Raw genomic sequence first — 13,336 nt, forward strand, 5'->3', positions numbered from 1 at the left:
TTAATATTTGAATGGAGCTGAGAAGCTCGTTTCGTATTTATCGATTACTTTTCCTTTTTGATTGACTAATCCAATCACTACTTTTTCTTTGTACGATTTAACTTCATCCATTGGAATTTTCAAGAAGAATTTTCCTTGGATGATTTGACCTTTTTCCATGTTCAATTTATTCTCGCCTTCGTACATTTCTACTTTTGAGTTTTTGTGTGATAGCAATTGAACTGTTACAATTTGGTCTGCATTTGTTTTATTGTACAATGTATACTCGAATTGATTAACGTAATATTTACCTTCTACCTTGTAATCTGTTCCAGGAACTTTAAGGTATTTAGATTCTACATCAGACCGAGAGAACAAGAAAGCTGTCATTGCTCCAATTAATAATAATAAAGCAAATGTATAAGCAGCTAATCGTTTTGTGAATTTGAATTTTTCGCCACGTTTGATATCATCTTCCGAAGCATAACGAATCAATCCTGTTGGTAAACCGACTTTTTCCATTACTTCGTCGCATGCATCAATACAAGCTGTACAGTTAACACATTCTAATTGGATTCCGTTACGAATATCAATTCCAGTAGGACAAACAACAACACATTGACCACAGTCAATACAATCCCCTTTTCCTTTTGCTTTACGATCTTCGTTCTTTTTGAATTTTGCTCGACCAGCTGTTCCTTCACCACGTTTAAAATCGTATGTTACATTGATTGTATGCGAATCAATTAATACACCTTGGAAACGTCCGTAAGGACAAACCAATGTACACGCTTGTTCGCGGAACCATGCGAATACGAAATAAAACATTGCTGAGAAGAAAACTAATCCAACCAATGTTCCTACATTTTCGGCTGGTCCTTCTTTTATAACTGCGTATAAAGCATCAGCTCCAATAATATACGCTAAGAAAACATTAGCAATAATAAATGAAATGATAGCGAAGATGGTCCATTTCAATAATTTTTTACGAATTTTTTCTTCGTCCCAATCTTGTTTATCTAATCTAATTTGTTTTGCTCTATCTCCTTCTATGGCGTATTCTATTTTTCGAAAAACCATTTCCAAGAAAATTGTTTGCGGACATACCCATCCGCAGAACAAACGACCATAAGCCATGGTAAATAATACGATGAAAATAATTGTCGTGATCATTCCTAAAGCTAAAAGGAAGAAGTCTGATGTAAAAAATGGAAAACCAAATAAAATGAATTGGCTGTGCAAAACATCAAATTTGAACAATGGATTTCCATTAGGTAATTTAAAGAAAGGCGCTAAGATTAATATTGCTAACAATACATAACTTACATACGTCCTATAGTTTGTAAACTTACCTTTTGGTTTTTTAGGATAAACCCATTTACGTTCTCCGGTTCGCTCCATGGTTCCAATGGAACTACGAACATCTTCGTTCATTTGGCTGTTTTCATCCAAATAATCGTCTAAATTAAATTCATCTTTTGGGTCAGAATTTTGAACACTCATTATAGTGAATTTTAAATATATACAAATTTACGACTAAAAAAGAAAAGAGAGCTTATAAATAAGCTCTCTTTCAATATGATATTTGTTGTAATTATTCAATCAATTACTTTTGTTTCCATGCTTCCATTAAGTCACCTTGAGGAGCAGCTGCACCTTCTGCAACTGTTTTCGTAGGTTCTTTTTGGTTGATGTAATATACGTAAGAAGCTACTTTCTCAATTGCTAATCCAGATAACTCTTTACGTTGTCCAAATGCACGCATTTGAGGATTGTGAGGAGATCCATTGTAAACAATGTGATAAATATTTTTGAATAAACTATCTTCTACATGATTCACCCAGTAATCATCCGTTAAGTTTGGTCCAATACCTCCTTTACCACCTTCCATGTGACATTGTGTACAATTTTGCTCAAAGATTTTTTTACCTTGTTCTACGATTGCAGGATCGTTAGATTTGTTTACAGCTCCTGTGATATCAATATCATTTGCAACTGCCCAAATACTATCTTGCGCATCTTTGTAAACCATTTCTTCTTCGTATTCTTTGTCCATGTGAGCAAAGTCTGTGAAGCTATATGCCATTACGTAAACTACCATAAATACTACACCAAAGTAGAATAATGATAACCACCATTGTGGTAAAGCATTGTCTAACTCTTTGATTCCGTCAAAACCGTGATCTAAGATAATAGATTCTTCTTCTTCGTCTGATTGTTTTTTACCAGCACTACTGAACAATCTTTTGAAGTAACCTATTTTACCATCTTCTAAATATTTAGCTTGTTCTTCTTCAGATAATCTTTTAAATTTCTCTGCTTCAACAACTTTGTTTAAAGCATTGATGATTAAAAGCATCACGATTGCAACTGCTAATACTGCCCAGAAAATTCCTTGCGCAAACACATGTTTCAAGTGCACCAATAAATTGTGAATCATTCCTTGAAAACCTGGTTCTGGCACCACATCTACTGGCGTCACCATTGTAAACGCTAAGATTACTGCTAATAGCGTTAATGGGATAAATATATAAGCCGGGGTACGTTGTCTCATTTTGTATTATTTTTTTCGTTCTCTTCTGGTTCTAAATCTAAAGCTGCTGACTCGTTGTCTTTGTAATACTCTTTTGGTTTTTTCATAACCTTAACAAAAATCGTCACAAAGACTGCTATAAATCCTATTAGGATTAATGTCTGCAACAAAGATGCATACTCATACTGAGAAAGGAATTCTTTATAATATTTTAACATTAGTTACTTGCTGTCTCTACTTGTTCAGCTTTTATATCTGTTCCTAAACGTTGTAAATATGCGATTAACGCTGTAATCTCACGATCTCTTAACGGAACAAACTCTTTACCTTGTTGTTTAGCTTCTGCTTCTTTTTTCGCATATAACTCTTTCAAGTCAGATGCATCTTTAAAGATAGTTTGCTCAATTGCTAAAGCTTGTTTGTTCATAGAAACTTGCATACTGTCAAAATCTTCTTGTTGATAAGGAACACCTAATGCAACCATTGATTTCATTTTATCACGCGTCAACTCACGGTCTAATTTATTATCAATTAACCAAGGGTAACGAGGCATGATAGAACCATCTGATGTAGAACGTGGATTCCACATGTGTTTGTAATGCCAAGCATCTGGGTTTTTACCTCCTTCGCGGTGTAAGTCTGGACCAGTTCTTTTAGACCCCCATAAGAATGGGTGATCGTAAACAAATTCTCCTGCTTTAGAGTATTCACCATAACGTTTTACTTCGTCACGGAATGGACGAACCATTTGCGTATGACAAGCATTACATCCTTCACGAATATATAAATCACGTCCTTCTAATTCTAACGGAGTATAAGGTTTGATACTTGCGATTGTAGGTACGTTTGATTTTACTACGATTGTAGGAACAATCTCTACTAAACCACCAACTGCTAAAGTTAATACTGCTCCAATTGTCATTACCAATGGAGTTCTCTCAATCCAAGAGTGAACACCTTCTCCTTGTGCACGTGTAGAAGCTTTTGGTGCTAATGCTGGTGCCTCTGCTTCTTCATTTGCAACAAAGTGTCCAGATTTTACAGTTCTCCAAACATTGATAATCATTAAGATTGCTCCTATTAAGTATAATGTTCCACCGAATGCACGTAATGGATATAACCATTGTTTAAGAATTGTAACTGTTTGTAAGAAGTTACCATATTCTAATGTTCCGTCTGCTGCGAATTGTTTCCACATTAAACCTTGTGTCCATCCTGCAACATACATAGGAATTACCCAGAATAAGACACCGAAAGTACCAATCCAGAAGTGAGCATTAGCCATCTTAACAGATGCTAATTTTGTGTTGAATAATTTTGGAGCTAAGTAATAGATCATACCAAAAGCGATAAATCCATTCCATCCTAAAGTACCTACGTGTACGTGAGCAGGAACCCAGTCTGTAAAGTGACCAATTTTATTTAATGTTTTTGTTGCTAACATTGGACCTTCGAAAGTAGCCATACCATAACAAGTTAAGGCAACTACGAAGAATTTCAAAATAGGATTTTCTCGTACTTTATCCCATGCACCACGTAATGTTAATAAACCATTTAACATACCTCCCCAAGATGGAGCGATTAACATGATAGAGAAACCTGTTCCTAAAGCTTGTGCCCAACCTGGTAATGCTGTATAAAGCAAGTGGTGAGGACCAGCCCAAATATAAATAAAGATTAATGACCAAAAGTGGATAATAGATAATTTGTATGAGAATACAGGTCTATTAGCTGCTTTTGGTACAAAGTAATACATTAATCCTAAGATAGGTGTAGTTAAGAAGAATGCTACCGCATTGTGTCCGTACCACCATTGTACTAACGCATCTTGAACTCCAGAATACAATGAATATGATTTCGGAGCCGTTAAGCTAAATGTTACAGGGATTTCTAAATTGTTAAACACGTGTAACATTGTAATTGCTGCCCAAGTTCCGATATAGAACCAAATTGCAACGTACAAGTGACGTACACGACGCTTAGCAATCGTTAAGAACATTTGTGCTCCAAACAATACCCAAACTAACGCGATTAAAATATCAATTGGCCATTCATGCTCAGCATACTCTTTAGAAGTGTTGTATCCTAAGATAAATGTTACAAATGATAATACAATAAATAATTGCCATCCCCAGAAAACGATCCAGCTTAAAACATCGCTGTACATTCTGGTTTTCAACAACCTTTGCATTGAATAATAAGCTCCAGTAAAGAACGAGTTTCCAACAAAGGCGAATACCGCAAATGTTGTGTGAATCATTCTTAATCTACCAAAACCAAGTTTTCCTTGCGAATTGATTAAGCCTTGGATGTTCCCTCCGATTGTACCATCATCCGATCCGAAGATGTATTCTGGTAACGTTGGAAAAAACAACAAAGTTGCAACCAATACTCCAAAGAAAAATGCCATAACTGCCCAAAACAATGTGGCATAAAGGAAATACTTTACGATCTTATTGTCGTAACTAAAAGTCTGCATTTGCATTATGAGTCGATTTTATCTTGTGTTTTTTTATCATCTTTTAACATTCTCACTGCTGGGGATTCATCCTCATCAAATTGTCCTTTCTTATACCCTAAAAAGAATAAAAGAAGGAAAATTGCCCCCAAAGAGACACTAACTAATATCATTAATAATAATATCCCCATAGCTCCACAAAATTACAAAGCCCTAAGTTCTTATCACAATGATTTTGGTCAGAGCAGTATGTATAACTCTAATTTAAAATCAATCTAAATTCCATTTTGTTAATTTATCTGCAATTCGGGTACTTGCCGTTGCAAAAATTAACACTGAAATAGAACTTATTGGCATCAATATAGCCGCTACAACTGGCTGTAAATAACCAGAAACAGCAAAACTAAGTCCAACAATATTATACAAGAAACTGATGAAAAAAGCAATTTTTACAAATTTCATCGTGGTCTTCGATAACTTCAAGAAATTTGGAATTGCCGAAAAACTTTTTGCATCCAAAATTCCATCACACGAAGGCGAAAAACTGTTAATATCCTCAGAAATAGAAATCCCTACTGTACTTTGTTTCAAAGCTCCAGCGTCATTCAATCCATCTCCAAGCATCATCACCTTCTTCCCTTCTTGTTCCAATTGTTTGATATATTCTAACTTATCAGTTGGCGATTGATTAAAAATCAATTTTGCATTGGCTGGAAAAATAGTTTCTAAATATTCTTTTTCAGAATCATTATCCCCAGACAAAACGTGTAACTGATATGTACCCAACTCTTTCAATAAACGATCTAAACCTTTTCGATATCGATTGGTATACACAAATTTACCAAAAACTTCTCCATCAATCGCTATAAAAACTTGAGATTGATTTAATCTATTTTCATTAAAAATAGCATTCGTAAAACTTCTCGAACCAACTTTTACTTGATGTCCATCTACATCAGCTTGCTGACCTTTTCCTACAATTTCTTCGTAATTAGAAATTGGCAAATGATCATCAACCGTCAACTTCTTATATAATGTACGGCTTAAAGGGTGATTAGAGTTTCTAATCAGTGCTTTCACCAATTGCTTTTGATACTCAGAAAGTTCTTTCCCCTCGTATTGCACTTGCGCTTCATCACTTTCCGTAATTGTACCCGTTTTATCAAAAACTACATCTGTAATTTTCTCCATTCTTTCGACTGTTGATGTATTTTTTACATAGAATTTCTTATTCCCGAAAATACGCATCATGTGTCCCAAAATAAACGGAGACGATAAACCTAACGCACAAGGACAAGCGATAATTAAGATTGATGTAACAACTTCTAATATTTTTGAAGAATCGTGGAAATACCAATAAACAGCAGAAATTGCTGTAATAATAAGGATGATTAATGTGAAATAATGACTGATTTTATTCGTCAAAGCATTCAACTCAGATTCTTCTTTCTGGAAAGCATCATTGTTCCATAATTGGGTTAAATAACTTTGATTAACATCCGAAATAATTTCCAGCTCAATTGCATGACCAGATTGTTTTCCACCCGCAAATATTTTATCTCCAGCTTTTTTCTGAATCAAGCGAGATTCTCCCGTTACAAACGAGTTATCAATCATCGCTTCACCTTTCATCAAAATGGCATCGGCTGGAATAATTTCTTCATTTCTAATTAAAATTCGATCACCTTTTTTCAAATCAGCCAACAAAATTGGTTGTTCATAACCATTTTCTAATTTCGCAACTGCAATTGGATAAAACGATTTGTAATCTCGATCAAATGCCAACGCTTGCATTGTTTGTTGCTGAAACCATTTACCTGTCAACATCAAAAATAAAAGCATCGCTAATGTATCAAAGTAACCTGGCGAAATATCAAAAATGATATCATAAGTCGATTTAAACATAATCACAATAATTCCTAACGCAATTGGCACATCGATATTGATATATTTATTTTTCAGACCTTGCCAAGCCGAAACAAAATAATCGGTAGATGAATAAAAGAAAACAGGCAACGATAACGCGAACATTGTCCAACGGAAATATCCTTTGTTTTGATCTAACCATTGTTCTTTTACATTACCAAAAACTTCGACATATTCTGGAAAAGATAAAAGCATAATATTCCCAAAACAGAATCCTGCTATTACCAATTTGCTCACCAAAGAACGATCGACTTTGCTTTTTTTCTTTTTGTCTAATGTTTTTAGATTAATCGAAGGTTTGTAGCCTAAATTTGTAATAAATCTTGCCAAATCACCTAATTTCAAATCCGCATCACGATACGTAATCTGAACAGTTTTTTGTGTAAAATTGACATTAGAAGATATAATATTTGGGTTAATCGTATCCAAACTTTCTAACAACCAAACACACGAAGTACAGTGCATTACAGGTACATAAAAGGACACAACTGTAACGCCGTCATCTGAAAAATCGACAACTTTATCAAAGATTTCTTTTGTGTTTAAGAAATCAAATTGATGATTACTTTTTTCATCAGGACGCAAACCTGCATTACGATTAAGGTCGTAATAATCTTTTAGATTATTTACGTTTAAAATCTCGTAAACCGTTTTACAACCCTGACAACAAAAATCCTTTTCATCGAACTGAATAACCTCTTCTTCAATTCGTTGACCACAGTGAAAACAATTCTCTTCCATACTATTTTACAAAATTACTTTCCTTTTATCAGAATTAACGTTAACTTTGTATGAATTAAGTCATAACAACAAGATATGTCAGAGTTTAATGAGAATGTAGTATCGATTAAAGCGATGTTTGATAACCCAGAGTCTTTCGGGGTTTTTAGTAAGGAAGAATTATTGGAGTTTGAGCAAGAAAAGAAAATCATCAACCTAAAAAAAGGAGACGAAATTATACAGGAAGGTCACACACCAAAAGGTATATATTGCGTAATGAAAGGAACTGCTAAGTTGTTCAAAATTGGCTTTAATGGAAAAGAGCAAATTCTACGTTTTATCAACGAAGGTGACATTATCGGTTATCGCTCAATTTTAAGTCAAGAAGTTTTTGGTGCATCTGCAACTGCAATGACGCCAGTTGAAATATATTATATTCCAGAAAAATTCTTCTTAAAATTATTAGAAGTTAATCCAAAATTAGCTTTCAATATTTTACAAAGAATTGCAAAAGATTTGGGAGAATACGCCAGAACAATCACTTATTTAGCACAAAAAACAGTTCGCGAACGTTTGGCTGAAGTTTTAATTTTATTAGAAGGAAAATTAGGAACAGACAAAGACGGATTTATCAACATTTCGTTGACACGCGAAGAAATGGCTAATTTGATTGGAACAGCAACAGAATCTGCAATTCGTTTGATTTCTGAATTCAAAACTGATGAATTAATCGAAGTTGAAGGACGAAAAATCAAAGTTTTAGATCATCAAAAATTGACAAAATTAGGTCATGTTATTTTGTAAGAATTTATTCTTGATATAAAATCAAAAGTCGCTAACAGAGCGACTTTTTTTATGCAAATTATTTCAATTTCATATAATAATCTTTGAGAATTGGATCAATTTTTTCGAGCGCATATCTCAACGTTGTTCTTGGCATTTGCAACGTATATTCGTCCAAAAACTCAATCAACTTTTCTTCGTCCATTTTTCCCATTTCACGCAACATCCAACCATTTGCTTTGTGCATTAAATCGTGCGAATGATGAAGATTTTTCAACATAATTTCTGGAACAATTGAAAATGATTTTTGTTTGATAAAATATATCGTTGATACAATTGCGATTCGTTTTTCCCACAAATCTTCTGAATCCGCCAATTCAAAAAGTAATTCTTCTCGCTTTTGATGAAAACAATAATGGCCCAAAATTTTATAACAACTTATGTCAACCAAATCCAATTGTTGATTTGAGAAGTTTGAGCAAGATAAAAATCGATGATATCTTTTCTCACTTTTTCATCTTTTGATTTTTCGTACTTCGAAACCAACATCAACAAAGCAGTTAATCTGTATTCGTGAATATTAAAATTCAATAGATTTTCGATGTCATTTAACGAAACTTGTTGATAAAATTATTTCGCAATCAAACGCTGATTCGGAACAGAAATCCCGAGAAAAATATCTCCTTCGCCATATTCTCCTTTTCCAGTTTTGAAAAAACGCATCATAATCTTCGCTTTATCATCGTCCGCTAAATCTTGTAAAGTTGATTTTAATTGCTCTATCATATTTTATCAATTAGATGTTGATGTTAACAAAAAAAGAGTCCAAAAACTGAACTCTTATTTATTTTAAAATATTAAATATAAATTCCCTAACTTTAATACAAACTTACATTTATGAATTTCAAACACAAGCCTCTAATATTATTATTCTTCCTGATTATAATAATCAATGGTCTTATAAAGTTGTATAATAATTTTCGTAAAAATTCAATGGGTCTTTATATTCAAATTGGATTATTATTTATGGTTATATTAATTATAATTTTTAATCTTAAAAAATCTAAAAATTAAAACTATTACTCTACTCTTCCGAATCATTTTCTTCCTCTTCGTAATATTGAAAAAGGAAATTATTATAAGGAAAACGTTTCATGTGAATTTCTTTCACTTCTTCATAAACCGTTTTTCGCAAATCTTCTAAATTATCTTTTTCCGTTGCCGAAATAAACAATGTCGGATAATCTGTTTTCGCCATCCACGTACGTTTCCAATCTTCTAACGAATAATTTTCAAATTTCTTTTCAGACAAATCATCTTCATCTTGTTTAATATAAGAAAAATTATCAATTTTATTGAAAACCATAATCGTTGGTTTTTCTTTCGACTCTATTTCAGCTAAAATTTGATTCACAGAATTCACATGATCCTCAAAACTCGCATGCGAAATATCCACAACATGCACCAACAAATCCGCTTCACGAACCTCATCTAATGTAGATTTGAACGATTCTACCAATTGTGTTGGCAACTTGCGAATAAACCCAACCGTATCCGTTAATAAGAAAGGTAAATTACCAATTACCACTTTTCGAACCGTTGTATCTAATGTTGCAAATAATTTATTTTCGGCAAAAACTTCGGACTTCGATAAAACATTCATCAACGTTGATTTCCCAACATTTGTATACCCAACCAACGCAACGCGTACCAATGCTCCACGATTTTTACGTTGAGTAGCCATTTGCTTATCGATTCCTTTCAATTTCTCTTTCAATAACGTAATTCGATCACGAATAATACGTCTATCCGTTTCAATTTCCGTTTCACCAGGACCACGCATACCAATTCCACCACGCTGACGCTCTAAGTGCGTCCACATTCGTGTTAATCGCGGTAATAAATATTGGTATTGTGCCAATTCTACTTGCGTACGCGCATAAGAAGTTTGCGCACGTTGAGCAAAAATATCTAAAATCAATTGTGTACGGTCGATGATTTTTTTGTTGACAACTTTCTCAATATTCTTCAACTGAGAAGGCGTTAATTCATCATCAAAAATAACTGTATCAATATCATATTCTTCGACAAAAGCTGTGATTTCATCCAATTTCCCGCTTCCTACAAAGAATTTAGAATCAGGTTTGTCCATTCTTTGTGTAAAACGTTCTCCAACTGTCGCTCCAGCTGTATAAGCTAAGAACTCCAATTCATCCATATATTCCGTCAGTTTTTCTTCGGATTGTTCACGTGTAATCAATCCAACTAAAACTACTTTTTCGTATTGTGCTTCTTGTTTTTCTAACATATATTACTGCAAAAATAAAAGAAAGTTTTGGATGTAACCGAACTTTCTATAAAATATTGAGAATTAATCAAATCAATAAAACTTAATAAATATTTGAGTTCTTTTGGATAAAAATAGAAAAAAATAAGGTTTTCATAATTAATAACAAGTTTATTTACTAATTTTCAGAAAATCTATTGTCAATTAAAATTTCCTTTCTACATTTGTTTCAGCAAAAAAGTAAAATGTACCCAAATCAATTACATCATCATCACCATCATACTTGCACTCAAGCGAGCAGATAGTGGTATGTAATGATTTTATCACAATATCTAAATCCCGTTTGAGTAAATCGAACGGGATTTTTTGTTACTTCAAGATTTAATCATCGATTTACTCAAACTTTAAAATATAAAATATTAAAAATGAGTAAATTAAAAATAGCCATTCAGAAAAGCGGTCGATTAAGTGAAAAATCACTCGAATTATTGAAAGATTGCGGAATTAAAATCTCTACAAGTAATCGAATATTAAGAACCGAATCTCCTAATTTCCCTATCGAAGTTTTATTCTTACGTGATGACGATATTCCGCAATATGTAGAACAAGGGGTTGCTGATATTGGTATTTTAGGTGAAAATGAAGTTTGGGAAAAAAATAAAAATGTCACTCAAATCCGTCAATTAGGATTCGCTGGCTGCAAACTTTGTTTAGCGATCCCGAAAGATGAAATTTATACAGATTTAAGTTATTTTCAAGATAAAAAAATTGCAACTTCTTATCCACGTATTTTAGTGAAATTCTTCCAAGAAAAAGGAATTAATGTCAAGATTGAAGAAATCGGAGGAAGCGTAGAAATTGCTCCAAGTATCGGTTTGGCAAATGCTATTTTTGATATCGTTTCTACAGGTTCTACTCTATTAACAAACGGTTTAAAACAAGTGGAAACGGTGGTTGAATCGCAAGCTGTTTTAATTTCTAATCAAAATCTCGATGCTGAAAAACAAGCTATTTTAGATCGTCTTTTATTTAGAATCGAAGCAGTAAAACAATCTTCTGAAAACAAATATATTTTATTAAACGCCCCAAACGAAAAGTTAGAAGAAATCATTGCTTTGTTACCCGGAATGAAATCTCCAACAGTTTTATCATTGGCCGAGAAAGGTTGGTCATCAATCCACACTGTCATTAAGGAAGATACTTTTTGGGACATCATCGAGCAATTGAAAGCTTTGGGTGCAGAAGGAATTTTAGTATTAGAAATTGAAAAAATGATTTTATAATTTTTGATTGACGATTTACAATTTACGATTCAATCGTAATTCGTAATTCTAAAATCGTAATTCGTAACAACATGCAAACATATATCAAACCTCAACTTTCAGACTGGTCTAAGTTAACAGCTCGACCAACGAAAGAAGCACAAGATTTACAAGAAATAGTTTTAGATATTTTTGGAAAAATTCAAAAAGAAAAAGATCAAGCATTAATTGATTTTACAGAAAAATTTGATCAAGTTAAGTTAACTTCTTTAGAAGTTTCTACTCAAGAAATTGAAGAAGCAAAAACTTTAATTTCTGAAGATTTAAAACAAGCAATTCAATTAGCAGCTTCTAATATTGAGAAGTTTCACGCTGAACAACCCGAAGAAATAAAAGTTATTGAAACAACAAGAGGTGTAAATTGTTGGAGAGAATCTCGCGGTATAGAAAATATTGGAATTTATATTCCTGGCGGAACAGCTCCGTTATTTTCTACGACATTAATGTTAGGAATTCCTGCTAAATTAGCTGGTTGCCAAAATATTATTTTATGTACACCTCCTAACAAAGAAGGAAAAATTCACCCAGCAATTTTGTATACTGCAAACTTAATCGGAATTGAAAAAATATATAAAGTTGGCGGAATCCAAGCGATTGGAGCTTTAACTTTTGGAACAGAAACAATCCAAAAAGTAGATAGAATTTTTGGACCGGGAAATCAATATGTAACAGCTGCGAAACAAGTGGCTCAAAACTTTGGTGTAGCTATTGATATGCCAGCTGGACCAAGTGAAGTTTTGGTGATTGCTGATGAAACTTCAGTTCCTAAATATGTCGCAGCCGATTTATTGTCACAAGCAGAACACGGAATCGATTCGCAAGTGATTTTATTAACAACGAATGAGCAAACATTAAACGAAACAATTGTTGAAATTAATGCTCAATTAGAAGTTCTTCCAAGAAAAGAATTAGCAACTAAAGCTCTAGAAAATTCAAGAGGAATTGTTCTAAATTCTATCGAAGAATGTGTAAATTTCTCGAATATTTACGCGCCAGAACATCTAATTTTTGCTTGCGAAACGGCTGACAATTACATCGATAAAATTATTAATGTAGGTTCAGTTTTCTTAGGAAATTATTCGTGTGAATCGGCTGGTGATTATGCTTCAGGAACCAATCACACTTTGCCAACTAATGGTTATGCAAAAAATTATTCAGGAGTTTCGTTTGATAGTTTTATCAAGAAAATCACGTTTCAGAAATTATCAGCAGAAGGAATTCAAAACATTGGTCCAGCAATCGAATTAATGGCTGAAGCCGAAGAGTTATTTGCGCACAAAAATGCAGTAACCTTAAGACTAAATGATCTAAAATCGTAAATCAAAAAT

At 33.2% G+C, this 13,336-nt stretch carries 9 protein-coding genes and 1 pseudogene; 3 read left to right on the forward strand and 7 right to left on the reverse strand.

The window, feature by feature from the left end; all coding sequences use genetic code 11:
• The 5 genes from ccoG to HXZ69_RS05615 form a co-directional block, all read right to left on the reverse strand.
• Complete coding sequence (ccoG, locus tag HXZ69_RS05595) at positions 1 to 1,482, reverse strand: cytochrome c oxidase accessory protein CcoG (RefSeq protein WP_221854265.1); 1,482 nt, start codon at positions 1,480 to 1,482, stop codon at positions 1 to 3.
• Between the two features lie 103 nt (positions 1,483 to 1,585).
• Positions 1,586 to 2,533 (reverse strand): cbb3-type cytochrome c oxidase N-terminal domain-containing protein, encoded by a 948-nt coding sequence (locus HXZ69_RS05600; RefSeq protein ID WP_286495316.1) that lies wholly within the window; start codon positions 2,531 to 2,533, stop codon positions 1,586 to 1,588.
• Positions 2,534 to 2,729: 196 nt separating this feature from the next.
• Positions 2,730 to 4,997 (reverse strand): cytochrome-c oxidase, cbb3-type subunit II, encoded by a 2,268-nt coding sequence (gene ccoO / locus HXZ69_RS05605; protein WP_221854267.1) that lies wholly within the window; start codon positions 4,995 to 4,997, stop codon positions 2,730 to 2,732.
• Entirely contained in the window at positions 4,997 to 5,161 is a 165-nt protein-coding gene (ccoS, locus tag HXZ69_RS05610) for a cbb3-type cytochrome oxidase assembly protein CcoS (protein WP_019974626.1), read from the reverse strand. Before ccoS ends, ccoO begins: the two co-directional genes overlap by 1 nt.
• A 79-nt stretch (positions 5,162 to 5,240) precedes the next feature.
• A complete protein-coding gene (locus HXZ69_RS05615) occupies positions 5,241 to 7,637 on the reverse strand; it encodes a heavy metal translocating P-type ATPase (RefSeq protein WP_286495317.1) in 2,397 nt (798 codons plus the stop codon).
• Positions 7,638 to 7,712: 75 nt separating this feature from the next.
• Between HXZ69_RS05615 and HXZ69_RS05620 the strand changes: the two genes are divergently transcribed.
• Positions 7,713 to 8,420 carry a Crp/Fnr family transcriptional regulator gene (locus tag HXZ69_RS05620; protein WP_125349884.1) on the forward strand — a complete coding sequence of 236 codons (708 nt, stop codon included), beginning with the start codon at positions 7,713 to 7,715 and terminating at the stop codon, positions 8,418 to 8,420.
• A gap of 58 nt (positions 8,421 to 8,478) precedes the next feature.
• Here the strand turns inward: HXZ69_RS05620 and HXZ69_RS05625 are convergent.
• Both HXZ69_RS05625 and hflX read right to left on the reverse strand, forming a co-directional pair.
• Positions 8,479 to 9,185 (reverse strand): annotated as a pseudogene (locus HXZ69_RS05625) (DNA alkylation repair protein).
• Positions 9,186 to 9,483: 298 nt separating this feature from the next.
• Complete coding sequence (gene hflX / locus HXZ69_RS05630; protein ID WP_286495318.1) at positions 9,484 to 10,707, reverse strand: GTPase HflX; 1,224 nt, start codon at positions 10,705 to 10,707, stop codon at positions 9,484 to 9,486.
• Between the two features lie 404 nt (positions 10,708 to 11,111).
• Between hflX and hisG the strand changes: the two genes are divergently transcribed.
• Positions 11,112 to 11,969, forward strand: coding sequence for an ATP phosphoribosyltransferase (gene hisG / locus HXZ69_RS05635; protein WP_286495319.1), 858 nt, complete (start codon positions 11,112 to 11,114; stop codon positions 11,967 to 11,969).
• Between the two features lie 71 nt (positions 11,970 to 12,040).
• Positions 12,041 to 13,327: a histidinol dehydrogenase gene (hisD, locus tag HXZ69_RS05640; protein WP_286495320.1), complete on the forward strand. Its 1,287-nt coding sequence runs from the start codon at positions 12,041 to 12,043 to the stop codon at positions 13,325 to 13,327.
• Positions 13,328 to 13,336: the final 9 nt, after the last annotated feature.

It is taken from the genome of Empedobacter sp. R132-2 (genome assembly GCF_030324375.1).
GTDB classification, from domain to species: Bacteria; Bacteroidota; Bacteroidia; order Flavobacteriales; family Weeksellaceae; genus Empedobacter; species Empedobacter falsenii_B.